We start from the raw sequence: 26,334 nt of genomic DNA, 5'->3' as shown, positions 1-26,334 counted from the left end.
CATCCGCTGCACGTTAAGCGTCCGGCTGAGCCGCAAGCTCCCGCAGGCGAAGCAGCAGCAAAGGAACGGCGACGAAAACGATCATCGTCGCGGCAGCAACAATGCCGGAGTCATTCAGCAGCAGCGCTGCGATGGCTCCGATCATATTGGCCGAGAACCCGTACATCCAGTACGGGTTTTTGTGCTGCCACACGCGCAGGCGGCCGCGGGGGCGAAGCACCAACACAGCCATCACGAAAAGGCTCGTGATGAGCACTTTGCTCCAGACGGATGCACGAAGCAAATGCACGTTCATCCGCAGCTTCCGCACGATCAGATGTCCGATCTGATCGAACTGCCCGGCGCGCAGCGCGTGAAACGCGCGCCCGACATGGCTCTCCCGCGCGAACGCCGCGGGAGAATCGGCGCTGTTGAGCAGCCACAGCGCCCCAACCCCCAGCGCGAGCAGCGCCGCCAGCAGGGCCGAAGCCCTGCCTAGACGCAGCTCGCGCCAGCGTTCGCCGGCGAAGCACTGCGCGCCGGCTACGCCGAAGGCGACCGCGGCGCTTAGAGCGCCGCCCGCGTTCGCGCCAAGTGACGGTGCCGTCAGGCACACCGTCACGAGCAAGAACGCAGCGTATGCGGCGAGCGCCGCCGCGCGCGAAGCTCGCGTGCCGCGAGCGGCATAACGGCGCTGCAAGGCCGCCGTTACGCCGAGAACGAGGGCGCCGATCAGGACGCCCATGTACTCGTTGCCGATGCCGTAGTAACGTGCGCCGATCATCGGATCATAGCCGAGCACGGAATATTTCATCGCGTGCGCCCCTGTACAGGCGTCCAGCACGATGAGTGACGCGGTTCCTACACCTAGCCAAATCATCGTTGTTATTTCGCTGTATGCTGACAGAATCATGGCCAGTAGCAAACTCACCACGATAAAGCTAAAAACAAGGACGATGATTGCTCCATCGATCCCGAGTTGCGTTACTGCTGGCACAGCGATCCATCCTAGTAACAACATAACGGCAGGTGCAGTCAAAAGTGACAGCAGCACCGTCCGCAGAACGTCATGAGCAGGAACGGCCTCTTTTCTTCCTCCCCTTTTTATCCACACAATATAGATCAAACTGATCAAGAGGACAATCATCTCAAAAGTGGCAAAAGGATACAGCAGCGAGGGTCTGCTGCGATAAACCATCTGCATGCTGCTTTGATCCTTCACAAGCTGATCTAGTGCATGGCTCACGCCAGTGGAAGCCAAAGGGATCCCCATTAACCCAATAGGAACCGGGATTTTGAACTCGCTCAGCAGCGTACTTGTGAAATCCTGTGAAGTAACAACCCCCTGCCTACGGGTAGATTCCGAAATAAACATCCCTGCTACACCGTCTGTTGTGTATTGAAGAATTGGAGATAAGTACAGTTTACTTTTGGCTGCTTCCGCATTAACCTCTGGCGAGAACAACCATAGGCTGTCTATGCCAGGCTGCATCGCCTCCATCAATTGCCCCAACCATTGGTCCATGTCACGCAGCACCCATTTTTTGAGCTCATTAAACCGATCCTGATCGTAATGCGTTTTCTCATTATACAATCTGTACAAATCACCTAATTCAATTAGCGTAATGCTTGGCTGCTGCCTATTTTTCCACAACGAAAACAGATGTGCATAATTGGTACTCACACCGCTTGCTCTATCCACAGAAGCTATCGCCGCATCCTCACCAAGTGTCCCCTTATCCACAATTCCATTAGAATTCATAAGCATAAGAGGAGCAAAACGACGTAATTGCTTTTGTTCCAGGTGCAACCCTCTTCCCAAATCACTGCTTCCTAGTACAGAACGATGAACACCATACGTTTTCAGCAAATCTCCCAATGCGCCTACGCCATAGGCTTGCTCATTGTTAAGCCGCTTGAGCGTGGCCAGCTCAGGAACGATCAGGGAGTCTTCCTTTAGAAGACTGGCTTGATTACCTTCCAATTGACCTGTATACCGGTTCATAAGGTCTGATACACGAACACCATGTCTGGACTCTTTCGTTTCAAAAGCGAGCGCCTCCACATGGCCTGCAGCGGGTTCACCTGCTCCCAAAGAGGTATACACATCCCGCATTGAGCGATTTGCCGTGCGAATATTCATAGCGCCTACTGCGCCTAACTCTGTCATTTTCTTAAAATAAGGCAAGTCCGACAGCTGGTCGGGTCGAAGCTCCTGAAAAGAAAGGCCCGGTATCGAAACCACGGTCACTTGTTTAGCTCTTTCTGCTCTGTCGGCCCTTTCATTTCGGTCAGCACTATTGTGGATGGTTGTGTCTTCACGAGCCTCTACCGTCCCCAAAATTGTGGACAACTGAAAAACAAAACCTAAGATACCCACAATTCGGACCATTTTTCTAAATTCCATGGACATTCTCCTGCTGTTTTAGCATTTAGCATTTTCATCCATAGGCGAAAGTATCCACTGCTTGATTGTTCCGAAAATTTAAAATGAGGCTCAAAACGTCTATTTTCTGCATACACAGCGTTATCCACAAAAAAAAGAAGGGCGAAATCCGCCCCTCCTAAAGGTTTTCTACTGTTTTCCACAATCTTATCCACATTATCCACAAAAACTTGTTAAAAAGTTATTCGACAAATTCCGCCTTTATCATCCTTGATCTATGGGGAAATTTTGAAGTTATACACATTATCCACAAGCCATGTGCATAACTTTGTTCACAAGTCGTGTATATAACTAAGTTTTCTCACAATTCGAGTAGCCGGAACCCATTAAGAAGCTGTCGTCACTTCCGTGGAATCTGCCGCAGGATGACCTTGCATGCGAATCGCTTGGTTACACGCGGAGATAAATGCTTTTGCCACTGCTACCAGCACATCCTGGTCGATACCTGTATTCTTATAGGTTTGACCTTCTACCGTGATCGTGACCTCCGCTTCTCCGGTTGCTTTTTCACCTGTGGACAAGGAATGCAGCTCCAGATCGGAGAAGTCCACATCCATCGGAATCGCTTGACGCAGGCTTTGCACGATTGCTTCGATTGGGCCTTCGCCAGTGCCTGAGTAGACACTTTCAACACCTGTCTGATTGTTTCGAACTGAGACGGAAGCCACACGATTGCGATCACTGCTGGAAACGACCTGCATGTGCGTCAGCGTGAATGGCTCCATTTGTCCATCGACCGTTGAACCAACAAGCTCCAGAAGCTGATCGTCGGTTACCATTTTCTGTTCATCGGCTTTTTCTTTGAACTTGGTGTACAGTGTATCCAGTTCTTCTCCTGAAAGCTCAATGCCAAATTGGCCTACGCGATGCTTCAGCGCGTGTCTTCCGGAATGCTTGCCAAGAATGATCATGGAGCGTGGAATACCCAGCTTTTCCGGGTCCATAATTTCGTAAGTATTGCGGTTTTTCAGCAAACCGTCCTGATGAATGCCCGCTTCGTGCTGGAAGGCATTTCTTCCAACAATCGGCTTGTTGTAAGCAATCGGGAAGCCCATGATGCGGCTGACCATTTTGGATGTGTTGAAAATCTCGCTGGACACAATCCCAGTTTCCACACCCATCGTTTGCTTGCGCGTCTCTATCGCCATCACGAGTTCTTCGAGGGAACAGTTTCCTGCGCGCTCTCCTACTCCGTTCACCGTTACCTCAACGTGTGTGACCCCAGCCGCAATTGCCGCAAGGCTATTCGCTACAGCAAGCCCAAGATCGTTATGGCAATGTGCACTGTACTCGACCGTATCGCCGCCTCTTACACTTTGGCGCACTCTGCGGAACATTGCCCCGTATTCTTCCGGCAGCGCATAGCCGACTGTGTCCGGAATGTTGAGTATCGTAGCGCCCTCTGCAATGACCGCCTCCAGCACTTCAAACAGGAATTCGTCCCCGGTCCGTGTAGCATCCATCGGCGAGAATTCAATGTTGTTCACGAACTGCTTCGCGTATGCGACCATGGATCGAGCCATCTCGACGACCTGCTGACGGGATTTGCGAAGCTGGAAATCCAGGTGGATGTCCGAGGAGGACAAGAACATGTGGATACGGCGCGAAGCCGCGTCTTGAGTAGCTTTGATTGCCGAATCAATATCGGCCTTCATCGCACGGGCAAATCCGCAAATTTCCACACCTTGCAGTTCGCGCGAAATTTGCTGCACCGCATGAAAGTCACCAGGGCTCGATATAGGGAAGCCGGGCTCGATTGTATCAACTCCCATTTTCGCCAGCTGTCTTGCGATGCGAATTTTTTCTTCCGGATACAGTGAAGCGCCTGGTGCTTGTTCTCCGTCTCTAAGTGTCGTATCAAAAATGCGAATGCGGCGGTTTGTGTTATTTTCCATGGTTCAATTCCTCCTTGAATTAGAGCCAATCTTTGTTGGCTGTGGTTTGTTGGTGGTGATGCTTGATACTTGCCGGTCGTCGGCTGGATGATAAGTTGTTTGTGTTGTTGGTGAGTGCTGCTGGTATTGCTGTTGCTGTTGCTTTTGCTGCTATTCCCCGAAAATCGTGACTCACTTTTTCACTTAAGGGAACCTCATTCCTCTATTCATACGGAATGATGAAGTTCCACTCACGAAGCGGAACTACAGGGCCTTATTCTCTCTCCGCGGGCCATATTTTCACCAAATACGCTGAAATAGCGGACCATAGTTCCCCTCCCAAAACTTTTAAAGGCTTTTTCGACGAAATAGCGCCCTGGAATTCCCTTTCCGCCGCCGATCGAGGCAGAGCTCCCGTCCGGGAGACGGAGACGACAAAAAGACCCGTCATCTCCACATAAGAGACGACGGGTCTTCACCCAGCGCGGTACCACTCTTGTTGGCTCCGCATGACGAAGCCCACCTCAGACATAGCGGCTGCTATGTCACCTGATCACGGAGGTCATCCGTTCATCCCTAACAGCAGGTGAAACTGCCGATCAGGATGACCGCTTCCAAGCGAGTTCGGGGCGTTCACGGTCTGCGTCGCATCAACCCGCAGCTTTCTGTACCGTAGAAGTGAGCCCTTACTACTCTTGTTCATTGCGTTTGTTCTATATTCGAAAACCAAAAAGACCTGCCATCTCTATAATAAGAGACGACAGGTCTGAACCTTCCGCGGTACCACTCTAATTGATCCGAGCTGTTACACTCGAAACCACTCATGTACCCGATCACGGGGGTCAACCGTCAAGACCTACTTGGGTGCTGGATCCTTGGCATCCATATCAGCCTTACCGCTCCCGGGCGAGTTCTGGTCACGTTTCGTCTGTGCTTTCACCAAGCGCACAGCTCTCTGAGCGAAACTGAGGTTCCGTACTAATCCCGTTCGATGCGTTTTAAAGTATTGATTGTGATTATAATATGCACATTTGGCAAAGTCAATACCGTTATCTGAACATTTATTTTTTTCAGACTACCATTCTTCCAGCTTAAGCTGCGGCTCCGCTTTGAGCTCCATGGAGTCGAACTCCTGCTTGTCCCACTTCAGGAAAGCGGCTGCGCCTATCATCGCAGCGTTGTCCGTACATAGGGCGTGCGGAGGCACCAGCAGCGGCACGTCCAACTCGCCGCAGCGCTCAGCCAGCGCGCTGCGTAGCCCTTTGTTCGCTGCGACTCCGCCCGCGAGCAGGAGCTGTTTGGCGCCGTATTCGCGGACGGCGCGCGCCGCTTTTTCGACAAGCACATCGATGACGGATGCTTGGAAGCCTTTGGCGATTTGCGCGGTTTGGACGGCTTCGCCGCGCATTTTACTTTGGTTGACGACGTTCAGCACAGCGGATTTCAATCCGCTGAAGCTGAAGTCGTAAGAATCTGCCTCAAGCCACGAGCGCGGCAGCTTGATCTCGGATTCGGCTTCCTGTGCAAGCCGATCCACGTGAGGGCCGCCAGGGTATGGCAGCCCCATGGCTCTGGCGATTTTGTCGTAGGCTTCGCCAGCTGCATCATCGCGTGTTCGCCCGATGATGCGGAATTTGCCCGGCTCCTCAAGCAGCACGAGCTCGGTATGCCCGCCGGACACGACGAGGGAAATCAGCGGATATTCCAGCTCATGCACGAGCTGATTCGCATAAATATGTCCCGCGATATGGTGGACACCGATGAGCGGCAGATCCAGTGCGCAAGCCAGCGCTTTGCCTGCAACGACGCCAACCAGCAAAGCCCCGATCAGACCGGGGCCCTCTGTGACGGCAATCGCTGACAGCTCTTGAAGCGATACCCCGGCTTTTTCAACGGCTTCCTCCAGCATCCACGTGATCGACTCCACGTGCTTCCGGGAAGCCACCTCAGGCACGACGCCGCCAAAACGCTGATGTGTCTCAATCTGGCTCGAAATCACATTCGAGCGTATGATTTTACCATTTTCGACAATGGCGACAGAGGTTTCATCACAGCTTGTTTCGATAGCCAAAATATAGACGGGTTTACTAGATTTATCTGTACTTGTTTCCGCAACTTCTCGTTGTTGTTGATCCAATTTACTCACATTCTTCACCTGCCGAAAGCCTCAATCCCCGAGACTATCCTTTCTTCTCTTAGGCAAATCCGCCCACATAATGACCGCATCTTCACGATTATCGGTATAGTAACCTCTGCGTACACCAACGGAGCGGAAGCCGACTTTTTCATACAAATTTTGCGCCACGTAGTTCGATGCCCGCACCTCAAGCGTCATGCGAATCGCCCCGAGAAAAGCGGCTGTTTTCATCAACTCACGCATAAGACGCTCTCCGAGCTTACGGCCTCTGTAAGAGTCTCGGACAGCAATATTCGTTACATGCGCCTCTTCCATAATGAGCCACATGCCGCCGTATCCAGCGACGTCGCCGCCAATATCCATGATCATATAATGAGCGAACTGATTGTTCGTTAATTCATTTTCAAAAGCGCCTTTGGTCCAAGGTGTCGTAAAGGCCTCCTGCTCAATTTCACAAATAAAGGGAATATCATCCATCTGCATGGAGCGAAAAACCAACGTTTCTTCCGTTGTCTGCGGTTGATGTTGTTCCACAATCAATTCCCTCCCTTCTTCACTTGGATGCCGGCCAGCAAATTCGCTTCTGCTTCCGGCAGTCTTGTGTAATTTGGCACAAATGTATGCACATCCGCCTTCTCACCCTTCGCTAATCGAGGGTAGGCAAGCGCGCCAATATACTGGGCTTCGATCCCGTAGGAAAGCTGCTCAGAGCTCCCTTTCCAATCTTGCGCAAATTGTGCAAGTTCTTCGCTGAAGCCCTCCGTTTCGCCTACAAAAAGGATCTTATGCGGCACTTGTTCAGGCTCTGCACTTGCCGCCTGCTCGAGCAGCTGCGTCAACCAGGCTCCAATGACTCGAATACCATCCGGCAGCACTTCATGCCAATCTGCAGTTAGCGCCACTTGATCTGACATCGGCGAAACACCCGAATACGCGTAAACGGCAGTAAACGCCTGCTTGCGCCTTCCATCCAAAAGCGGCACGACCCACGTGAGCCTCTTATTGCTTTTGTCCTCCTGCTTCATCGCTCCACCAAGCGCCATGGCTTCCAAGCTGGATACCCCGATAAGATCAAGTCCCAGCGACCAGGCAAATGTCTTGGCAACGGAAACAGCAATACGCACCCCAGTGTACGAGCCCGGGCCTTGTCCCACTGCAACAGATTGCAGGTCTTTCGGTTTCAGCTGCAGCGCAGCCAGCAAATCTTGAATATGGGGAAGCAATCCGATAGAGTGATTCCGCTCAGCATGCGAACTTACCTCGCCCAGCATCTTTCCGTTTTCTAGAATCGCAACTGTCATCGCTGAAGATGAGGTATCGATGGCTAAGCATCGTCCTGAATAATTGGTCCGGTCTGTCATTGTAAATGTCCGTTCTCCTTCATCTGCACACACCAACTCACATACGGATCTCCGTGCGGAGTCAGGTGAAACACTCTGGTTTGATCCCCCTGAAGGGATATCGTAATGGCAAGTCGCTCCTGCGGCAGAAGATCTTCAATCAAGCTTGACCATTCAATCAAGGTCACGCCGGTTCCATAGAAGTAGTCCTCCAACCCCAGCTCGTCCGCCTCCTCTTGGGAAATGCGGTACATATCCATATGGTAGAAAGGAAGCCTAGCTCCCTCATATTCTTTTATAATTGTAAATGTGGGGGAATTAACGTGTTCTTGAATGCCTATCGCCCTTGCAAAACCTTGCGAAAATCTCGTCTTGCCTGCTCCCAAATCACCGTCTAAAGTTAGGACGGAGCCGGGGATCAAATAAGCTGCCAGCAATTTCCCAAGTAGATCCGTGTCATCCTCATGTTGGGAGTAGTACGTAAATGTGGATTGAGCCAGTGATCTCATCCCTTTCTTCCGATTGCGCTTGCTGCTCCTATTATAGACTTCGCCAGTAGGCCACAGCAACCTGAAATGAAAAAAAGCCGGCCCCGAATTACATCGGGGCCGGCTTGCCATTTCCTCAGTGAACCTCTTCAAGTTCTTGAACGGTCACTAATCGGGAATCGGCCGGGTTTTCCTCGGCATGAACCTTAGCGAGCGCTTTGTTGGAGTCGACACTGTCGATCCAGACGGGAACGCCGTTAAGTTCAACCGTAATCTTTTCATCAGCGGCTAAAATTTCCTGAGCGCGATGAAGGTTCATGGCTCATCCAATACGGATTCTGGATGATCCATCGTATCCGTTGACGTGGACTCGATTAATCCGTTATGCATGGTGACGTTGCCGCCTCCCAAGCCCTCATTAATCATACGGTCAATATCCATAAAATGATCTTCTTGACCCTGATTACTTGTATCTTGGGATGCATTTGAATCTTGTGCCATCCGTGAATCCCTCCTTAGCATTAGCTTTGCCTATGACAAGCTAGTTAGCATTAAACTTGCATCATTAACGTACCCACTCAGGTAGCAAACCATTCTCTCAAATTGCATCCGTATAAAGGAAAGAAATCAAGAGAATACTAGTACAATGAAGCTCATTTGGGGAGGAATCAAGCGATGCATACGGTTTGGAAAGGCGCTATCTCTTTCGGACTTGTACATGTGCCTGTGAAAATGTTTTCGGCTACGGAAGATAAGGACATCTCCATGCGATATATACATAAAACCTGCATAACCCCGCTTGCTTATGTACGCAAATGCCAGACTTGCGACAAAGAAGTAGAGTGGGATGAAATTACGAAAGGTTATGAATATGAACCAGGGCGATTCGTCCTTTTTGAAAAGGAAGAGTTGGAAACGATCTCAGGAGAAGCAAATAAAGAGATCAAAATTTTGGACTTCGTCAACTTGACGGATATCGACCCTGTATATTTTCAAAAAACGTATTATTTAGGGCCTGGGGATACGGGTGCTGGCGCCTATAATTTGCTGCTCGATTCGATGCGCCAAACCGGCAAAATCGGCATCGCCAAAGTTTCTATCCGCTCCAAGAGCTCTTTGGCCGCGATTCGTGTCATTGAGAACTGCTTGGCGCTCGAGACTATTTTCTACCCCGACGAAATTCGTCCCATCTCGCAAGTTCCTAACTTGCCGGAGAAGGTTACCGTGAACGAACGTGAGCTGGATATGGCCAAAATGCTGATCAGCCAGTTATCTTCTCCTTTTGAACCGGAAAAATATAAAGATGAATATCGGGGACGATTGCTGGAAGCTATCGAGCACAAAATTGCAGGGGAAGAAGTACAAGCCGCGCCTGCTCTGCAAAAAACGAGCGTTATCGATCTTATGGCTGCTCTGCAAGCGAGCCTTGATGCTACCAAATCCTCCGATGACGGCAAAGTGACTTTGGAGTCTGATGCGACCGTTACAGAGGAAAAGAAACCAAAAGCTAAGCCGCGCGCCAAAAAAGCGAAGGAACCTGTTACGTAAAATAAATAAGCGCTGATCCTTGGATTAAGGATGAGCGCTTTTGTTTGTTGAGCTGGCAGCTAAAGTTGGCTGAAATTGCATTCCTCAGGCGATACGGAAACAATAGCTTGAATACTGGGCTGGCGTAAATTTCGTTCTCGCGTCCAGGCCATATAATTGATTTTGACCGTAATGAGAGGCTGAATCCAGATGGCTTCTTTGGACCTTTCGGGCGTGTTAAAAAACGGCTTTTTGTCCAAAACCATTTTATCCGTGACTTCCGTTAACGATCTCCAATCACTTTGCGTCAGCTTTCCGGTTCCTGCATGGCCTATGTACCAAAGCTGCCCGGCATCGTCATAAAGCCCCAGCATAACAGCATTTACTAACTTCCCTCTCTTCGTTACCCCGCCTACGACAGCGACAAGATCATGAATGATTTTCTTTTTCATCCATCGCTTATCTTTGCCATTAAGTTGGTATTTGCTGTTTAAGTCTTTGAGCACAATCCCTTCCATGTCATGCTGCTCCATCACGGCATATAGCGAGGCAGGATCAGAATGGTTAGGAACAACCTGGATCATTTCACTCGTCGAGACCACTTTAGATAAAAGTTGCTGCCGCTGTTGCAGTGGTTGCTCAACCACCCATTGTCCATCATGAAACAGGATGTCAAAAATCATATAAACGACGGGGACTGTTTTTAGGAGCTGTGGAATGTTCTTCGAGTTTCTTACACCGTCTCTTCGCATGATTTCATGAAAGGATGGCTTCCCGTCTTTGAGTGCAATAATTTCCCCGTCTAAAATAACGGATTTGGCTTTGCAGTAGGTTGAAATATTAGCTATCTCCGGGTATTGCATCGTTCGATCGTTTAATCTTCGGTTGATGAGACGGACTTCGTTGCCATCGAAATACGTGAGCATTCGGACGCCATCCCATTTGATTTGCGCCACCCAATCGCCAGACTCGGGCAGTGCCTCTGTGCTAATCGGCTCGAAAGGAATTACAGGCGTTAGTTCCATACATTCCTCCACTTGTTTAATCGGTATTCTTTATTATTGCCATCCTTGGAAAATTAACGCCGCCAGCATATAAAAAAAGAAACTAGAGCGTACTATTTCGTCAAAATTGACGAGATAACACGCTTTCGTTTCTTTAATTGACACTTTTGCGATTAACGAACAACACCAAACCAAATGAGATCACAATAATCGCCCCTGCCCAGCACCACGCGAGGGTCTGGTTCCCCGACTCCACTGCGATATAGATTGCTGTAGGCAGCGTCTGCGTCTTATGCGGTATGTTGCCCGCAATCATGAGTGTTGCGCCAAATTCACCCAACCCCCGGGCAAAACCCAGGATGTAAGCGGCCGTTATCGAGCGCCACGCAAGTGGCAGTGTGATGTAACGCAGCACCTGCCATTCCTTGGCTCCCGACGATCTTCCTGCGTCCTCCACATCTCTGCTAACGGAGGCAAAGCCTGTTTTCATCGTTTGATAGACTAGGGGAAAAGCTACCACAATCGAAGCGATGACGGCAGCACCCCATGTAAAAATAATAGACTGATTGAATAACATCTCCATCCCTGCACCGATCCAGCTCTTTTTGCCGAGAACCACCAGCAGGATGAAGCCAACAACGGTCGGCGGCAGCACCAAAGGCAGCAAGATCGCCGTTTCGACGAAGGACTTCCCCCGGAAGCTTCGCCGCGACATTCCCCAGGCCGCCAAGCCGCCAAGGACAAGAACGAATACACTGGATACCGCCGCTACTTTCAGCGAAAGCAGAATGGGATCAAAGAATTCACGCCAAGCGATTTGTTCCATCATTTCGGAATCGTGAAACCGTATTTCACAAAGACATCCTGCGCTTCTTTCGTTTGAAGGTACGCATAGAAATCCGCAGCTTCTTTGCTATGTTTTGTTGCTTTGACAATACCTGCCGGATATTCGATCGGCGTGTAGGTTTTGGAGTCGACACTTAACGCAACTTTCACTTTTTGCGAAGTCAGCGCATCGGTTTTATAGACGAAACCAGCTTCAGCGTTTCCTGATTCTACATAAGTCAGTACCTGACGAACGTCTTTCCCCTGTACGATTTTGGCTTGCAGCCCATCCCAAAGCTTTGTTTGTGTCAGCGCTTCTTTGGCATAACTTCCTGCCGGAACGGTTTGCGGCTCGCCAATCGCAACGTGTTTAACTCCATCCGACGTTAGATCTTCCACTTTCTGAACAGCTACTTTGCCATCTGCCGGCACAACAAGCACCAATTCGTTGATCAGCAGGTTCTTTTGCTGTGCGGCATCAATCAACTGCTTGTCAACGAGTGCTTTCATATTTTTGGTCGCTGCCGATAAAAATACGTCGGCTGGAGCTCCTTGCTCAATTTGCTGCCCAAGCGCTCCAGAAGCGCCAAAGTTATAGTTCAGCTTAATTTGTTTATTTTTAGCTTCGTAGCTCGTTTGAATTTCTTTCAAGGCATCCGTTAAGCTGGCAGCAGCAGAAATGGTCAATTCCACTTTCTCCGCCGGTGTTGACGCTGTTGCGGCCGGTGCTGGCGATGGTGTAGCTTGCGTCGTTTGCGCAGTCGCTGCTGGAGCAGTGGCCGATGGCTCTTTCGTACTAGCGCACCCTGTAAATACCATTGAAGTAATAACTAGAAGTAATAAAACATAACTAAATAGTCCTTTTTTAAACAAAACAACCCCTCCATCATTATTATTGTATCTATTTAATTATAAATAGCATGATTTAGTTTCATTCTATTATATAATCATTCTTTTTTCTAGAACTGATTGAGATTGTCTTACACCATAGATCCGCTTATGATAGAGGATAACGAATAACCAGAGCGCCACGGAGGGTGACCATGACAGCCGATATATCCTATACCACGGAAGAGATCGCGAAGCTTTTAAAAATCTCCAAACTAACGGTCTATGACCTCATTAAAAAGGGGGATTTACCCGCCTATCGGGTAGGTAAGCAAATGCGTGTAGACGCCTCGGACTTGGAGGCTTATAAAACGCGCGCCAAAGGTGATATGCCTACTACGCTCAAAGTGAACTCTGCGGATTTAGCGCCGCCGTCAAATACATCGTTAGCCACTTCATCCGGCTTGTCATCAGTCCCCAAAAACACGCTTGTCATCACCGGACAGGATGTTAGCTTGGACATTTTGGCCAAACATATCGAGAAAAAAGTCCCTGACAGATGGCCCCTACGGTCTTATGTCGGAAGTTTGGACAGCTTAATCGCCATGTACAGAGGGGAAACCGACATCGTCAGCACACACCTCTTGGACGGTGACACCGGAGAATACAACATTCCTTATGTACGCAAAATACTGATCGGCTCCTCTTATGTTGTCATCAATCTTGTCTCAAGATCGGCAGGTCTCTATGTCCAGCAAGGAAATCCCAAAAAGATTCAGCGCTGGGCTGATCTCAAGCAGAAAGGCCTTCGGCTGATTAACCGCGAAAAGGGCTCCGGCGCCCGCGTTTTGCTCGATGAGCAGCTCCGTCTGCATGGCATTTCCTATCGGGATCTTATCGGCTATGAACGTGAGGAATCGAATCATATGGGCGTGGCAGGCAAAGTGGCTCTTGGGGAAGGAGATTTCGGTGTAGGGATCGAAAAAGCGGCTTCTATGGTCGGTGGCGTCGATTTCATTCCGCTCATTCAAGAGCGCGTTGATCTTGTTATGCTGAAGAAACCAGAGAATCTGTCATGGATCGAGCGGGTAAAAGAAGTGCTGCAATCGGAGGTTTTCCATAATGAAATACGCCCTATTCAAGGATATAATCTATCCCAAACAGGGCGCGTTCTCTTTGAAACTTAATAGACATCTTTCGCATATCGTTTGGTACGCGACATTTCTTTCACATAACTCTCCGTTTCACTTGCACTCATGCCGCTATGCTGCTGAATAATTTGTTTCAGCGTGGCATCTACCTCTTTGGCCATTGAACTGGCGTCTCCACAAATATAGAAGTGAGCGCCAGCCTTCAGCCATGCCCACAGCTCTGCCCCATGCTCCAGCATGCGGTGCTGAACGTAGATTTTTTCCTCCTGGTCACGGGAAAAAGCGGTATCCAGACGGTGCAGCGTCCCCTCTTGCAGCATGGTTTCCAGCTCCTCTTTGAAGTAGAAATCACACGCTGCACGCTGTTCCCCGAAAATGAGCCAGTTCTTCCCTTTGGCGCGAGTCGCCTGACGCTCTTGAAGAAAGCCCCGGAAAGGCCCGATTCCTGTACCCGGTCCGATCATGATCATGCCAGCGTCCGGATTGGCCGGAGGTCTGAAGTGAGCGGTCTTTTGGATAAAGAGTCCCACCTCGCCCTCGCCTTGGACGCGATCTGCCAGGAATCCGGAACAAACACCGGTCCGCGGTTTGCCCTCGATTTCATAACGAACGGTTGATACGGTAATGTGGACTTCATCAGCTTCCGCTTTGGGACTAGAGGAAATGGAATACAGGCGAGGCTGCAGCGGTTTTAACACTTGTAGAAGTTCCTCCGCAGAGACAGCTTTACTCATCGGGTAAGCTTGCAGCACATCAACCAATTGGCGGCCCCAAAGCCACTTTTTCAATTCCGCTTTATTTTTCAATAAGTTACCCAGCATTTCGCTGTGGACACGCTCCTGAATGAACTCCAAAATCCCCGGTGTGACCCTGGCAAGTTCGAAGTGACGGCTAAGCGCCTCGGTGACGGTCATTTGACCTTTGTCTTTTACCGTCACCTGTGTCGATGGATCTACTTTAACGGTTTCCAATATGTCCGAGACCATCTTCGGATCATTGGTTGGCCATACGCCAAGCGTATCCCCGGCCTCGTAAGACATCCCACTGCCCGCCAGATCGAAAACATAGTGACGGGTTTCTTTTTCGGAACCTTCTCCGTTTAAAAGCCTACTCTTTACAACTCGTGTAGTTAATGGATGATTGCGGTCATAGGTGACTTGGGCTTCGGTTGTAACTGCAGCAGTCGGTTCACTTAACTTCATCACAACGGCTTTCATCCACGCTGCGGCTTGTTCCTCGTAATCCGTATCACAGTCGACCCGCCCGTTAATGCGTTTAGCCCCCAACTGCTCCAAACGCGCATCCAAATTGCGCCCAAAGCCGCAAAACAAATCATAGTTGGAATCCCCGAAGGCCAGAACGGAGTAATTCAACTCAGGTAAACGCGTCATCGCTTCTCCTTTTAGCGCGTTCCAGAAGCTCTCACCGTTATCGGGCGGATCTCCGGCACCGAACGTGCTAACCAAGAAGAAAACGTAACGTTCCGCTCTTAAATCTGCCATTGCATAGGCGTTCATATTCATGAGACGCACGTTGTAGCCCGCTTCTTGCAATTTCTGCGCACATTGGATCGCTGCCCCTTCTGCATTCCCAGTTTGTGAGGCCCATAGTATCGTCACCGATGCTTTATCAGACTGCGTTGTTACTGCTGCTTTCACTTCTGGCTGGGTCTCCGGCGTTATCACAGGCAGCGTTATGGCTTCCGGAAGGTAAGTGCGAGAGAACATACCAGCCAGCATACCGTCCAGCCAATACCGTTTGGATGCCTCCAAAGGCGCTGTAGGAGGCAGAACAGGAATACCTGGCACCTGACGGGAATCTTCCGCTCGGAGACTTGTCAAAAATCCGGAAAGATACATCTTCTCATGATTATCCAGCGTCATTGGCGGTGCGGATTGAATGCCCAACATCGTTGCAAGCGTATCTATAGGTGCCATCGTAGCCATCTTCACTTCCTCCTTCTGTTTAGCTAGTGAAACCGCACAATACTTGAGTTCCGGTTGAAAGGAGATACCATCAACCGCATCACTTGTCACCTCGTTAATGGCCAGCTTCTCTCCGAACACATCATTCCAATGAAAAGGAGCGAAGCAGTTCCCCGGCCTCACGCGATCGGTTATGACCGCAGGCAGGATTGCAAGTCCGCGACGCGAACGAATTTCTATTTTGTCCTGCTCCTTGACGCCAAGCGACTCGGCATCCTCCGGGTGAATTTCGAGAAAGGGACCGGGGTTCAGCTTGTTCAGCGTCGGTATTTTCCCCGTCTTCGTCATGGTATGCCATTGATGCTGCAACCGGCCTGTATTCAACACAAAGTTGAAATCGGAGTCCGGCATCTCCGCCGGCGGCAAATATGGCCGGGCCAAGAATATTCCTTTCCCACTCTCTGTCGCAAAAACGATGCGCGGACGTTTTCCGTCCGCAAGTTCCTTCAAATGCTGGCTGACCCCATCATTCAAGTAACGAATCGGATTGCGATCATTCCGGCTGTCTGGCGCAACTGGCCACTGCATCGATGTTTCGCGCAGCCTTTCATAGGAGGCTCCCCGAATATCGTAGCCGGTCTTAGGATTCCACGCCCGCTGAATCTCCTGATACACTTCCGCCGAGGACGTGTAAGTGAACGCAGCGGAATACCCCATCTCGCAAGCCACCTTGGCGATGATTTGCCAATCCGGCATCGCTTCGCCGGGCGGCTCGACCGCTTTCTCCATTAGCGTCAAATTCCGCTCGGAGTTGATCATAACGCCTTCGGCCTCCGCCCATAAGGCGCCGGGAAGCAGGATGTCCGCATACGCATTCGTCTCTGTCTCATAGAAAGCATCCTGCGTGATAACGAGCTCAGCGGCCTCAAGACCTGCCATCACATTCTTGCGGTTAGGCACCGTCGCGACCGGATTCGTACAAATAATCCAGCAGGCTTTGATATCTCCGGCCTGCATGCTTTCGAACATCGACACTGTTCCTGTGCCTACTTCGGTTTTCAACGTTCCCCGCGGTACGTCCCACATGTCTTCAATAAAATCCCTGTCAGCCGGCGCCAGCACGGATCGCTGCCCTGGCAAGCCAGGGCCCATGTACCCCATCTCCCGGCCCCCCATGGCATTGGGTTGGCCCGTAAGGGAGAAGGGCCCGCTTCCAGGTCGGCAGATGGCGCCTGTTGCCAGATGCAGGTTGCAGATGGCATTGGTATGCCAAGTTCCGTGAGTGCTCTGGTTCAGCCCCATCGTCCAGCACGTCATCCATTCCGGCGACTCGCCAATCCATAATGCCGCTTGACGGATGTCGGCTTCGGGGATGCCGGTTAGTTCAGAAACTTTATCCGGCGTGTAGTCTTCCAGGAATGCCGGCATACCTTCCCATCCTGACGTGAACTCCGCTATAAAAGCCGGGTCCGTATGGCCATTCTTCACAAGCAAGTGCAGCAGGCCATTCAGAAGCGCAAGATCAGTCCCAGGCTTAATTTGCATGTAAAGCCCTGCTTTGTCTGCAGTCGCGTTACGGCGGGGGTCCACCACAATCAGCTTAGCTCCCGCTTTCACCCGATCCATCATTCGCAGGAAGAGAATGGGATGGCAATCCGCCATATTGGCTCCAATGACGAAAAATAAATCCGTGCGGTCCATGTCCTGATACGAGCCCGGCGGACCATCCGCCCCAAGCGACAGCTTGTAGCCACTGCCTGCGCTAGCCATACATAAGCGGGAGTTGGATTCAATGTTATTGGTTCGGATGAAGCCTTTCGCCAGCTTATTAACCAGATATTGCGCCTCCAGCGACATTTGACCCGACACATAGAAAGACATGGCATCCGGCCCGTACTTGTCAACGATAGAACGCAACCGCTTCGCCGTCTCCCTGATGGCATCGGCCATCCCGGTTTTGACAGGTTCTTTCTTACGCGCTAGACGTTTATATGCGTATTCCATCCGCCCAGACTCTGCGATAGCTTGCGCACAGGTGTTGCCCTTGGTGCACAGACGGCCAAAATTAGTCGGATGCTCTTTATCACCCGTCACTTTGAGCACGCGGTTTCCTGATACCTCAAGCACAATTCCGCATCCAACACCGCAATAGGGACAGACGCTTTTCACTTTGTTTGTTGTCATGTTGATTCACCAGCGCTAACGTGCAAGATGCACGTGATTAATTTTTGTATAAATGTAAGAAAAGCGACATCTTCGCAAACGAATTATACTTACTTACAACAAAATATATATCGTACTGCGATAAAAATCAAGGGGTTATGTTAATTTACATAACATTAAAACACCTAATTTTTAGATATTGTTTTGATTATCACATTATATACGTTAAGTTTTATAACATTAATCCTCTTCCGGGAATTCCAAAAGCCCGATATTTTTTAATTCATTCATATGAATTTCCGAAAGGTCCTCCAATAGGCGCATGCCGGACTCCGACAAACGGATGAATATGCTCCGCCCGTCATCCGGATTAGGCATACGATACACCAATTGTAGCTGTTCACAACGGTTAATTAATTCCACACAGGCGTGCGGTGTAACTTGCAAGCGCTCGGCAAGCTCTTTTGGCGTTGCATAATCCCGCCCCGGAAACCCCATGATCGCCAGCATCAGCTGATGATTCTGCGGGGTGAGCCCATGCGCTCTCGCCGCTGACTCACTGAAATGTATAAACTTTCGGATCTGATATCGAAATAAAGCTAGCTGCTCGTAGACCGCTTTGGGTAATCGTTCTTTGGACATATCTGCACCTCGAAAATAAGATACATCATTTTAACACACTACTTCGATTTAAAGGTACGGTTTGACCCCCTTTATCAAATCTTTGATTTAAGCATTGACAAATGATAGAGGAACTATGAAAATGTTGAAGAAATCCGAGTCGGGAGGAATACATGATTTATTTGGCTGTCTTTATTTTTTTACTTACCATTACATTCGTCATCTGGCAGCCACGGGGACTTAATATCGGCTACTCCACTTCGGCAGGCGCCTTATTGGCACTGATTTTTCAAGTTGTTTCACTGCAGGACGTCGCCACCGTAACAGGGATCGTTTGGAATGCGACCTTGGCTTTTGTCGGCATTATTCTGATCTCCCTCATCCTCGATAATATAGGTTTCTTCGAGTGGGCAGCCCTGCATATGGCGCGTATGGCAAAGGGCAATGGCAAACGCATGTTCATCTACGTCATCCTGCTGGGAGCCGCAGTTTCGGCCTTCTTCGCCAATGACGGTGCTGCGCTCATCTTGACGCCTATTGTGCTCGCCATGGTTCGGGCTTTAAAATTTCCGGATAAAATGATTCTCCCCTTCATCATGGCCAGCGGGTTTATCGCGGATACAACTTCCATCCCGTTCGTTGTCAGCAATTTGGTGAATATTGTTTCGGCCGACTTTTTCAATATTGATTTTACGACCTATGCCAGCCGGATGTTCGTCACCAGCCTTTTTTCATTAGGAGCAAGTCTACTGGTGCTGTATCTATACTTCAGGAAAGATATTCCTGCGGATTATGACGGGACTCATCTCAAAGATCCATCTGCCGCCATTCGAGATCCTCGGCTTTTTCGACTGTCCTGGGTCATTCTAGGTGTCCTGCTAGCGGCATATTTGGCCAGCGGATTCGTTAAAATCCCTGTTTCCTTCATTGTAGGAATCGCTACGCTCGTCTTCATCCTGCTTGCCCGCAGCAGCAAGGCCATCCAAACGAAGCAGATCGTCAAAGACGCTCCATGGGCTATCGTTATTTTTTCAATTGGCATGTATGTCGTCGTATATGGCTTAAAAAATGCCGGCTTAACCGATGCATTAGGAAAAGTAATTGAAGTTATTTCGGGGTATGGTTTGTTGGCTGCCTCTGTCGGCATGGGGTTCCTGTCAGCTATTCTCTCTTCGATTATGAATAATTTACCGACCATACTGATTGGCGCACTGGCGGTGAATGGCACGGGGACTGACGGCGTGATTCGAGAAGCTCTCATTTATGCCAATGTGATCGGGTCGGATTTGGGGCCTAAAATGACACCGATCGGGTCACTGGCGACACTGCTCTGGCTCCACGTTCTTTCGAAAAAAGGGGTAACGATCACCTGGGTGACTTATTTTAGAATCGGCGTCGTGCTTACTATCCCTACGCTGCTCATCACTTTACTTGGTCTATATCTGTGGTTGAAGGTTATTACCTAGGGGCTGCATGACGTTTGTATTTATGTCCACACTATAAGAATAAGCAGATTTGTTATTCAAAATAGTCATCTAGAGAAGGTGGGCTTGATGGGGATGGGTAAAAAGCAATGGCCTTTGTACGTGATGATCACCGTTTTTGCGGCGTACTGGGTATTCATGGCGATTTCACCAACGGATCGCATGCAGTGGCTGATGGAAAATATACTGCTTGTCTCTGTCGTTCTTGTCCTTCTTTTCACTTATAAAAGATTTCGGTTCTCTCAATTGTCCTATTTGTTCATCTTTATCTTCTTGTGCTTTCATACCTATGGAGCTCATTATACTTATCAAGGTACCCCTTTCGACGTTTGGCTAAAAGAAGCCTTCCATACCCATCGCAGCTATTATGATCGGGTTGTGCATCTCCTGTTCGGGCTGCTTTGGGCATATCCTGCCCGAGAATGGCTGACCCGCGCCGGCGGCATGCGAGGCTTCTGGTCTTATGCGATGCCCGTGGCGGTCGTTTTCGGTTTCAGCTCCTTCTTCGAAATCATAGAAATGGGTGCTGCTTATGTGGCAGGTCAAGCTGGCCAGGAGTATGTCGGTATGCAAGGAGATGTCTTTGACTCGGAAAAAGATATGGGACTCGGTCTAATCGGAGCGCTTATTGCGATGATGTTGCTGGGTTGGAAACGCAAACACGGAGAAACAAAGCTCGCCCGTTGAAAATAAGTCTCCCCTATCCCCGGGGCGCCCATAACATAATTGAAACACCGATGACACAGACAACCGCTCCGGTCCAGTCGTAAAGGTCCGGTGTTTTTTTGTCGATGACCCATCCCCATAATACGGCTAGTATGATAAAGACTCCGCCATAAGCTGCGTACACCCGACCAAATGAGGGGAAGCTCTGCAAGGTTGGAATAATCCCATATACGATGAGGATGATACTTCCCATGATGCCGTACCACAAAGGCTTGGACTCCCGCAGCCATAGCCAAACCAGATAACCCCCGCCGATTTCCGCTAGCCCTGCGACAACAAAGATCAATATGGATAACAACACAATCTCATTCTCCTCACTGATAAAGATTCCGCCAAATCACACCTTGGCATTTGAAGCCATCATCTGAAATTTGCCCTGTCTTGTCAAGGAATCCTGATTTTCTACTCATTCCCGGTATCGCCGGGGCAGACCAACAACAACAGGTGCCGTGCATTGGACGGAGACAATCCTCATGTAAGGAACTACAGGGCGCTATTTAGCTAAAAAGCGCGGTTTTTCGCATCTGGAGGGAACTGTAGGCTCTTATTTCAGCGAAATAAGCTCAAATCGCGCCTAAATTACGAAATAAGAGACCACAGTTCCCCTTCGCAGGCTCATACGGTTATTTCCCGTGAAATAACGCCCCATGGTTCCCACTCCTTTCGCCCCCCGGGACGCATTCACCAAGATAAATGATTTCGTCGTGCTTCTAGGACGAGCGAGTTTGCCAAGTTAGAGCAAAGCAAACAAGCTGCTTTATGAACCCAATCGTACATAAAGCGGCTTGTTCATTCTCATAGGCAGCGTTCTAGGAGGTGCCCAATATCTTCTTCCCGCGCGGCTGCAGCCCGTTAGGATCGGGCTCAAGCGTAACGCCGAAGGAGTCAATCTGAAAATCCTTGCCTTTCACCGGAATACTGTAAGTCAACACCCCTGTGCCTTTCTCATCAACGCGGAGCGTTCCGCAGTTATACCGCTTTCCGTTCCGATTAAACCAAACTTGGTACGCCGTATCTCCCTTTGTCTCTTGGAGGCCTTGCAAATTAATAACCACGTTGTGAACATCGCCGTTCTGAAGCACCCATGCCGTTCCTGAAGCCGTTGGCATTGTGCTTTCAACGGACTTTAATTGGAACGTATGCATGATTTCTGCCGGTTCACTTAAACCCGGATTCACGGATAGGGCTGAATTCTTCGGTTGGCTGCTCCACCAAATACCTACTGCCAATCCTAAGATAATCGCAGCGGACAACCCGTAAATCCATTTGTATGACCGATTTTTCTTGCTTATTATCGCCTCGATCTTAGCTGGTGGCAGGATGGACTGCATGACCTGCTGCTTTAAGTCCGGCGGCAGCTCCACTTCTTCCATTTCAAAAGGCAAAGCCTGCCAAACATCCTGCAGGTCTCTTAATTCTTCGCGGCAGCTGGCACAAGTTCGCAGATGCCGCTCGAAAGCCGCGCGTTCTAGCTCTGTGCAATCGCCGGTCAAATAGTTGACCAAATCATTGCAATCCACAGTTTCATGTTCTTTCATGACGTCATCCCTCCCTCAGTGATGTCAGATGCTTACGAAGTATTTTTAAACATTGATGCAAGCGGCTTTTGATCGTGCCCACCGGTTCGTTGGTTTGAGAGGCTATCTCACTTAAGGAATAACCTTGCCAATACATCATATCGATCAATTGAATCTGGCTCTCTGACAAATGTACGTACGCCTCGTGAATTTGCTCCCCGATCCATTTGCGTGAGATCACGGACTCCGGATCCGGAGCGTCAGACACAAGGGAATGTTCCCATTCTCTAGGTTCAAAACGGACCACTTGCTCAAGTCTTCGTTTCTTCCTTAAATAATCAATCGTTATATTCCTCGTAACGGTAATAATCCAATTTACAAAGCCGCCTTTGCTTGCGTCATAGCCCTTCTCCGTCGTCCAGAGCCGTGTAAAAACAAGCTGAACAATTTCTCTGGCGGCCTGTTCCTCCTTCAAAGACTTCAGGGCAAAGGAATACACAAGCTTCGCATAACGATCGTAAAGCTCTTCCAGTGCAGGATGGTGCTTACCCAAGACCAACTTCATGAGTTCGGCATCCGTTCGATTTCGCATATTCGGCACACTCCGAGTGGAAATAAAGTTAATACTACTACCTTATCTCCCCGCATGTTGTCTTGGCAATAGATTTATAGAAAAAGAAAACCCCGGCATCGCTGAGCTTGCCAGCATGCCGGAGCGTTTGAAAGCTGTCTTGTTTATCTCGCTTCTGTCTTGGCCGGATCGAGAACGAACCAGACTTTGCCTACATTTTGTCCCGTCGTTTCACCAGGGAGATGATCTTTCACCCAGTAGTAAAGCGGCCAGCCTTTGTAAGTGCTTTGCTTTTTACCGTCAGCTCGCGTCAGCACACCGAAATCACTTGCCGCAAGATCCGTGGAAACCGTCAGGTTCTCGTCGTAGAAGATCGGCCAATTTACCAAACAAGGACCTACACAGGAATTAGGATCAGCCTTATCTTTGGTAAACAAGTACAGGGCCATGCCGTTTTGATCAACTAAATAGGTACCTAGCGCATCGGATTTACTTGTTTTTACAGAGGAATTTACAGCTTGTGTTCCACTGAACTTCACAGGATCAATCACGTACCAAACATGGCCAACGTCCTGTCCCGTTGTGTCTCCCATTTTCTTGTCATCCACCCAGTAATATAACGGAAATCCTTGGTACGTCGTTTGCAGGCTGCCATCTGCGCGGACCAAGGTGCCGAAATCAGCCGAGTTCACTCCCGTAGGCGCGGATATTGCACTTGAGTAGAATACTGGCCATTTCTCCAAACATTTGCCCGAGCAGTTGCTAACGCCTTTCGTGTCTTTATCATAGTAATACAACGCCATGCCGCGAGCATCGGTCAGATAATTGCCAAGATCGGGTTTCGTGCCCATTGCGATTCCGCCATTCGAAGGCTTAATAACGAACCAGACCTTGCCTACGTTATCGCCAACCGTGTCTCCCGGTTTCTGATCCTTCGCGAAGTAATACAGCGGCCACCCTTTGTAAGTGATCTGATCCTTGCCGTCAGCACGCGTGAAAACTCCGAAGTCTGCCGCGCTGAATTCAGCGGGAACCGTAAAATTATTGGCATTGTAAATCGGCCAGTTCGCCAAACAAGCGTCTACGCAAGAATTAACATTCGCTACATCTTTAGTAAAATAGTATAAAGTCATCCCTTTGGCATCTGTTAAATAACTTCCCAAAGCATCGCTCATCTTCAAGCCAAGCGCCGGAGTTTCGAGCACACTAAGTTTACTCGCACTAATTTTGCCCTTGTCGCTTAAGTCTACCGCCAGTGTCTTGGATGACCCTTTGATTGGCGCTTTTAACGCCTCGAGCGTAGCAGTCGCGATATGTAGGTTCTTGAATGATTTCACACCAGCAATCTTGGACAAACCATTTTTGGCTGCAAACGTAATGACATCGTCGTACTGGAAATCAGTTCCTTGCCCATAGCCAAGGGATTCCAGCAAAACTTTGTAATACTGCTGCGCCGTAATACCAGCCATAGGTTCGAAAATATCGGAACCCGTTCCTTGCCAACCAAGAGCAGGATTCGCTTTCAAATAGCCAAGAATCGCTTGATTCTCCTTGGAAACGCCGCTTGCATCCTTAAAGTTCTCAGTCCCCTTATAAGCCAGCGCCTCGGATTCCAAACCTTTTAACCTCAAAGACATAACCGCCGCTTGCAGCCTTGTCGTCGATTTGTTCAAATATTCCGCGGTCAAGCCGCTGCCGTCTCCTTGCAGAATACCCAAGTCTCCCGCAATATCCGTTTCGGATTTCACGTTCAGCGGTTCCGCCGCCGCGGCTGATAAAGCCGTAGCACCTGCTGCTAACCCTAATAATACGAGGGAAGATACGATTACTTTTTTCACATTAACCATGCGCGATGACTCCTCCTTATTTTTGCTACTTAAGGTAACGAAGCTTAGGCATAGGCGGTTTGCTTATTTTAAAAAATAAATAAAAAACCCCCTTCACTGTCGTCTGACAATGAAAGGGGCATTCTCTCAATTCGATTAGATGAATCTTACGCGATCTTCAAGCGGTTGAAACTCTTTGTCGCCAGGAACAAAAGTTGGTTTACCGAAAGGCATTTGGGCAATCAGCTTCCACTCGCTTGGAATATTCCATGTTTGAGCAACTTCATCATTAATCAGCGGGTTATAGTGCTGCAAGGATGCACCAAGACCTTCTTGCTCAAGCGCCGTCCAAATAACGAGCTGCAGCATGCCTGAAGATTGGTTGGACCAAATCGGGAAGTTATCGGCATAAGAGGCGAACTGAGCTTGAAGTCCTTCCACAACAGTTTGATCTTCGAAGAAAAGAACAGTACCGGAACCGTTGCTGAAGCCGTTAATTCTTTCTTCTGTTGGCGCGAAGCTGCCTGCAGGCACGACTTTTCTCAACGTTTCTTTGGTGATGCTCCATAATTTATCGGATTGATCGCCGAACAAGACAACAACTCTGGCACTTTGTGAGTTAAAAGCGGATGGCGTGTATTTCACAGCCTCGTTCACAATCTCTTGAATGCGTTCGTTAGAAATAACAGTTCCTTTGCTTAGTCCATAGTACGTACGTCTTTCTTTAACAGCTTTCAGGAAAGCATTGCTTTTCTCTACCGCATTGTTACTCATATAAAATCTCCTCCATCACATGTGATTTAGTGTAATGTATAAAATAAATTTAATAACAAAACAGCATCATCTTCCACTTCATATGTTACTTACTATTTGTTATTTACTTTTATTATTATGATTTATTCTTCGAATTTTGTCAACCACTTTGAACACGGAAATCTCCTCTAAAGTTTGAGAACTCGTCCAGGAGGGAATAATCAGAACTAAACAAAGTGCAGGAGGGATATTCCCATGGCGGTCACAACCAAAGGAACACTGCTCGTGGAAGGTCATGAGCTGACCATCACCAACCCCAATAAGCTTCTCTGGCCTGAAGCAGGCATAACGAAAGGAGATTATCTCTCCAAATTATCCGAGCTGTCACCCTACCTGCTGCGTTACTGCCGCAACCGGCACTTAACGACTATCCGCTTCCCCAACGGGTATGATCAAAAGTCCTTTTACCAAAAAAATGCCCCCGATCCGGTACCTAACTTCGTGAAGCTGGCTCCGCTCGATGGCATTCAGTACGTTAACTTGGACTCCTTATCTACGCTTCTTTGGCTGGGGAATCTGGCTTGTTTGGAGTTCCATCCCTCTTTTCACCATATCGGGGACACGCTGCCGGCAGAGTGGGTGATTGATATCGACCCAACTTTGGAGGAAGAGCCGCGCATTATGGAAGCCGCGCATATCATCGGTGAGGTGCTGGACTCTCTGCGCATTCAGTCCATTGCCAAAACCTCCGGCGCCACAGGTGTTCAAATTTATATTCCAATTCAGCCTGGCTACACGTTCGAGCAGCTGCGGAAAATCGGCTATTTTATCGCCTCGTATGTCGTCAAGATTTACCCGAATCTATTTACGATCGAACGGTTCAAGAAGAACCGCGGGGATAAAATCTATATCGACTACCTTCAGCATTGGTACGGGAAAACACTCTCTGCCCCCTATACGCCGCGCGCCAAAAAAGACGCATCCGTCTCCACTCCCCTGTTATGGAAAGAGGTTGAACTGCGTCCTAGCCCTCGTGAATTCAATTTACATACGGTCCTCGACCGGTTAAAGAAATACGGCGACTTGATTGAAGGGGTTCCTCTCCAAAACCTGGACGCGATTTTAGCCCGACTCGGCTAGCTAGTCGTT

General features: G+C 49.3%; 24 protein-coding genes and 2 other annotated features. Of the genes, 5 read left to right on the top strand and 19 right to left on the bottom strand.

Features of this window, described 5'->3' with window-relative positions; translation table 11 throughout:
* Nucleotides 1-13 precede the first annotated feature (13 nt).
* From ACUN27_RS04440 to ACUN27_RS04400, 9 genes are all read right to left on the bottom strand, one after another.
* Nucleotides 14-2,386 (bottom strand): hypothetical protein, encoded by a 2,373-nt coding sequence (locus ACUN27_RS04440; RefSeq protein WP_445558443.1) that lies wholly within the window; start codon nt 2,384-2,386, stop codon nt 14-16.
* Nucleotides 2,347-2,589: a hypothetical protein gene (locus ACUN27_RS04435; protein WP_445558442.1), complete on the bottom strand. Its 243-nt coding sequence runs from the start codon at nt 2,587-2,589 to the stop codon at nt 2,347-2,349. The genes ACUN27_RS04440 and ACUN27_RS04435 overlap by 40 nt, the downstream gene beginning before the upstream one ends.
* 162 nt (nt 2,590-2,751) lie before the next feature.
* Entirely contained in the window at nt 2,752-4,320 is a 1,569-nt protein-coding gene (locus tag ACUN27_RS04430) for a 2-isopropylmalate synthase (protein ID WP_157317788.1), read from the bottom strand.
* 436 nt (nt 4,321-4,756) lie between these two features.
* Nucleotides 4,757-5,011 (bottom strand) — a binding site (T-box leader).
* Between the two features lie 38 nt (nt 5,012-5,049).
* Nucleotides 5,050-5,300, bottom strand: a binding site (T-box leader).
* Between the two features lie 74 nt (nt 5,301-5,374).
* Entirely contained in the window at nt 5,375-6,436 is a 1,062-nt protein-coding gene (gene tsaD, locus ACUN27_RS04425) for a tRNA (adenosine(37)-N6)-threonylcarbamoyltransferase complex transferase subunit TsaD (protein ID WP_445560594.1), read from the bottom strand.
* Nucleotides 6,437-6,466: 30 nt separating this feature from the next.
* Nucleotides 6,467-6,919, bottom strand: coding sequence for a ribosomal protein S18-alanine N-acetyltransferase (gene rimI / locus ACUN27_RS04420; RefSeq protein ID WP_315954017.1), 453 nt, complete (start codon nt 6,917-6,919; stop codon nt 6,467-6,469).
* Between the two features lie 53 nt (nt 6,920-6,972).
* Nucleotides 6,973-7,797: a tRNA (adenosine(37)-N6)-threonylcarbamoyltransferase complex dimerization subunit type 1 TsaB gene (tsaB, locus tag ACUN27_RS04415; protein ID WP_445558441.1), complete on the bottom strand. Its 825-nt coding sequence runs from the start codon at nt 7,795-7,797 to the stop codon at nt 6,973-6,975.
* Nucleotides 7,794-8,285, bottom strand: coding sequence for a tRNA (adenosine(37)-N6)-threonylcarbamoyltransferase complex ATPase subunit type 1 TsaE (gene tsaE, locus ACUN27_RS04410; RefSeq protein ID WP_315953767.1), 492 nt, complete (start codon nt 8,283-8,285; stop codon nt 7,794-7,796). The genes tsaB and tsaE overlap by 4 nt, the downstream gene beginning before the upstream one ends.
* Before the next feature lie 115 nt (nt 8,286-8,400).
* On the bottom strand, nt 8,401-8,583 hold the full coding sequence (locus ACUN27_RS04405; RefSeq protein ID WP_315953766.1) for an H-type small acid-soluble spore protein: 183 nt from the start codon (nt 8,581-8,583) through the stop codon (nt 8,401-8,403).
* Nucleotides 8,580-8,765 (bottom strand): hypothetical protein, encoded by a 186-nt coding sequence (locus tag ACUN27_RS04400; protein ID WP_315953765.1) that lies wholly within the window; start codon nt 8,763-8,765, stop codon nt 8,580-8,582. Before ACUN27_RS04400 ends, ACUN27_RS04405 begins: the two co-directional genes overlap by 4 nt.
* Before the next feature lie 174 nt (nt 8,766-8,939).
* Here ACUN27_RS04400 and ku point away from each other — a divergent pair, with 174 nt between their 5' ends.
* The gene (ku, locus tag ACUN27_RS04395) at nt 8,940-9,812 is read left to right on the top strand and encodes a non-homologous end joining protein Ku (protein WP_315953764.1); all 873 of its coding nucleotides are present in this window, start codon (nt 8,940-8,942) and stop codon (nt 9,810-9,812) included.
* Between the two features lie 59 nt (nt 9,813-9,871).
* Here the strand turns inward: ku and ACUN27_RS04390 are convergent, their stop codons facing one another.
* The 3 genes from ACUN27_RS04390 to modA all read right to left on the bottom strand — a co-directional run bounded on the left by ACUN27_RS04390 (nt 9,872) and on the right by modA (nt 12,493).
* A complete protein-coding gene (locus ACUN27_RS04390) occupies nt 9,872-10,816 on the bottom strand; it encodes an ATP-dependent DNA ligase (RefSeq protein WP_315953763.1) in 945 nt (314 codons plus the stop codon).
* A 133-nt stretch (nt 10,817-10,949) separates the two neighbouring features.
* Complete coding sequence (gene modB / locus ACUN27_RS04385; RefSeq protein WP_445560593.1) at nt 10,950-11,621, bottom strand: molybdate ABC transporter permease subunit; 672 nt, start codon at nt 11,619-11,621, stop codon at nt 10,950-10,952.
* Entirely contained in the window at nt 11,621-12,493 is an 873-nt protein-coding gene (gene modA, locus ACUN27_RS04380) for a molybdate ABC transporter substrate-binding protein (protein WP_394358171.1), read from the bottom strand. Before modA ends, modB begins: the two co-directional genes overlap by 1 nt.
* 170 nt (nt 12,494-12,663) lie before the next feature.
* Between modA and ACUN27_RS04375 the strand changes: the two genes are divergently transcribed.
* Nucleotides 12,664-13,635 (top strand): substrate-binding domain-containing protein, encoded by a 972-nt coding sequence (locus ACUN27_RS04375; RefSeq protein WP_445558440.1) that lies wholly within the window; start codon nt 12,664-12,666, stop codon nt 13,633-13,635.
* Here ACUN27_RS04375 and ACUN27_RS04370 read toward each other — a convergent pair.
* Nucleotides 13,632-17,708 carry a sulfite reductase subunit alpha gene (locus ACUN27_RS04370; RefSeq protein ID WP_445558439.1) on the bottom strand — a complete coding sequence of 1,359 codons (4,077 nt, stop codon included), beginning with the start codon at nt 17,706-17,708 and terminating at the stop codon, nt 13,632-13,634. The genes ACUN27_RS04375 and ACUN27_RS04370 overlap by 4 nt on opposite strands.
* A 219-nt stretch (nt 17,709-17,927) precedes the next feature.
* The gene (locus ACUN27_RS04365) at nt 17,928-18,329 is read right to left on the bottom strand and encodes a MarR family winged helix-turn-helix transcriptional regulator (protein WP_315953759.1); all 402 of its coding nucleotides are present in this window, start codon (nt 18,327-18,329) and stop codon (nt 17,928-17,930) included.
* A 152-nt stretch (nt 18,330-18,481) separates the two neighbouring features.
* On the opposite strand from ACUN27_RS04365, the gene ACUN27_RS04360 reads away from it, so the two are divergent.
* Both ACUN27_RS04360 and ACUN27_RS04355 read left to right on the top strand, forming a co-directional pair.
* On the top strand, nt 18,482-19,774 hold the full coding sequence (locus ACUN27_RS04360; RefSeq protein ID WP_445558438.1) for an arsenic transporter: 1,293 nt from the start codon (nt 18,482-18,484) through the stop codon (nt 19,772-19,774).
* Nucleotides 19,775-19,867: 93 nt separating this feature from the next.
* Nucleotides 19,868-20,479: a DUF2238 domain-containing protein gene (locus ACUN27_RS04355; RefSeq protein WP_315953757.1), complete on the top strand. Its 612-nt coding sequence runs from the start codon at nt 19,868-19,870 to the stop codon at nt 20,477-20,479.
* 13 nt (nt 20,480-20,492) lie between these two features.
* On the opposite strand, the gene ACUN27_RS04350 is transcribed toward ACUN27_RS04355, so the two are convergent.
* From ACUN27_RS04350 to ACUN27_RS04330, 5 genes are all read right to left on the bottom strand, one after another.
* Nucleotides 20,493-20,819: a YnfA family protein gene (locus tag ACUN27_RS04350; protein WP_326063838.1), complete on the bottom strand. Its 327-nt coding sequence runs from the start codon at nt 20,817-20,819 to the stop codon at nt 20,493-20,495.
* 508 nt (nt 20,820-21,327) lie between these two features.
* A complete protein-coding gene (locus tag ACUN27_RS04345) occupies nt 21,328-22,056 on the bottom strand; it encodes an anti-sigma factor domain-containing protein (RefSeq protein WP_445558437.1) in 729 nt (242 codons plus the stop codon).
* A gap of 4 nt (nt 22,057-22,060) precedes the next feature.
* On the bottom strand, nt 22,061-22,627 hold the full coding sequence (locus ACUN27_RS04340) for a sigma-70 family RNA polymerase sigma factor (protein WP_127453570.1): 567 nt from the start codon (nt 22,625-22,627) through the stop codon (nt 22,061-22,063).
* 143 nt (nt 22,628-22,770) lie between these two features.
* Nucleotides 22,771-24,453 (bottom strand): hypothetical protein, encoded by a 1,683-nt coding sequence (locus tag ACUN27_RS04335; RefSeq protein ID WP_445558436.1) that lies wholly within the window; start codon nt 24,451-24,453, stop codon nt 22,771-22,773.
* Between the two features lie 135 nt (nt 24,454-24,588).
* The gene (locus ACUN27_RS04330; protein ID WP_315953753.1) at nt 24,589-25,206 is read right to left on the bottom strand and encodes a nitroreductase family protein; all 618 of its coding nucleotides are present in this window, start codon (nt 25,204-25,206) and stop codon (nt 24,589-24,591) included.
* Between the two features lie 234 nt (nt 25,207-25,440).
* Here ACUN27_RS04330 and ligD point away from each other — a divergent pair, with 234 nt between their 5' ends.
* Nucleotides 25,441-26,325, top strand: coding sequence for a non-homologous end-joining DNA ligase (ligD, locus tag ACUN27_RS04325; RefSeq protein ID WP_445558435.1), 885 nt, complete (start codon nt 25,441-25,443; stop codon nt 26,323-26,325).
* Nucleotides 26,326-26,334 lie beyond the last annotated feature (9 nt).

This window comes from Paenibacillus sp. WC2504 (genome assembly GCF_052682475.1).
The sequence above is the reverse complement of the archived record's forward strand: the minus strand, read 5'-3'. Positions and strand labels throughout refer to the sequence as shown.

Coding starts and splice junctions, on each gene's coding strand:
- ACUN27_RS04440 (WP_445558443.1), bottom strand. CDS start 2,386: ATGGAATTTAGAAAAATGGTCCGAATTGTGGGTATCTTAGGTTTTGTT.
- ACUN27_RS04430 (WP_157317788.1), bottom strand. CDS start 4,320: ATGGAAAATAACACAAACCGCCGCATTCGCATTTTTGATACGACACTT.
- rimI (WP_315954017.1), bottom strand. CDS start 6,919: ATGCAGATGGATGATATTCCCTTTATTTGTGAAATTGAGCAGGAGGCC.
- tsaB (WP_445558441.1), bottom strand. CDS start 7,797: ATGACAGACCGGACCAATTATTCAGGACGATGCTTAGCCATCGATACC.
- tsaE (WP_315953767.1), bottom strand. CDS start 8,285: ATGAGATCACTGGCTCAATCCACATTTACGTACTACTCCCAACATGAG.
- ACUN27_RS04405 (WP_315953766.1), bottom strand. CDS start 8,583: ATGAACCTTCATCGCGCTCAGGAAATTTTAGCCGCTGATGAAAAGATT.
- ACUN27_RS04400 (WP_315953765.1), bottom strand. CDS start 8,765: ATGGCACAAGATTCAAATGCATCCCAAGATACAAGTAATCAGGGTCAA.
- ku (WP_315953764.1), top strand. CDS start 8,940: ATGCATACGGTTTGGAAAGGCGCTATCTCTTTCGGACTTGTACATGTG.
- ACUN27_RS04390 (WP_315953763.1), bottom strand. CDS start 10,816: ATGGAACTAACGCCTGTAATTCCTTTCGAGCCGATTAGCACAGAGGCA.
- modB (WP_445560593.1), bottom strand. CDS start 11,621: ATGGAACAAATCGCTTGGCGTGAATTCTTTGATCCCATTCTGCTTTCG.
- ACUN27_RS04375 (WP_445558440.1), top strand. CDS start 12,664: ATGACAGCCGATATATCCTATACCACGGAAGAGATCGCGAAGCTTTTA.
- ACUN27_RS04370 (WP_445558439.1), bottom strand. CDS start 17,708: ATGACAACAAACAAAGTGAAAAGCGTCTGTCCCTATTGCGGTGTTGGA.
- ACUN27_RS04365 (WP_315953759.1), bottom strand. CDS start 18,329: ATGTCCAAAGAACGATTACCCAAAGCGGTCTACGAGCAGCTAGCTTTA.
- ACUN27_RS04360 (WP_445558438.1), top strand. CDS start 18,482: ATGATTTATTTGGCTGTCTTTATTTTTTTACTTACCATTACATTCGTC.
- ACUN27_RS04355 (WP_315953757.1), top strand. CDS start 19,868: ATGGGTAAAAAGCAATGGCCTTTGTACGTGATGATCACCGTTTTTGCG.
- ACUN27_RS04345 (WP_445558437.1), bottom strand. CDS start 22,056: ATGAAAGAACATGAAACTGTGGATTGCAATGATTTGGTCAACTATTTG.
- ACUN27_RS04340 (WP_127453570.1), bottom strand. CDS start 22,627: ATGCGAAATCGAACGGATGCCGAACTCATGAAGTTGGTCTTGGGTAAG.
- ACUN27_RS04335 (WP_445558436.1), bottom strand. CDS start 24,453: ATGGTTAATGTGAAAAAAGTAATCGTATCTTCCCTCGTATTATTAGGG.
- ACUN27_RS04330 (WP_315953753.1), bottom strand. CDS start 25,206: ATGAGTAACAATGCGGTAGAGAAAAGCAATGCTTTCCTGAAAGCTGTT.
- ligD (WP_445558435.1), top strand. CDS start 25,441: ATGGCGGTCACAACCAAAGGAACACTGCTCGTGGAAGGTCATGAGCTG.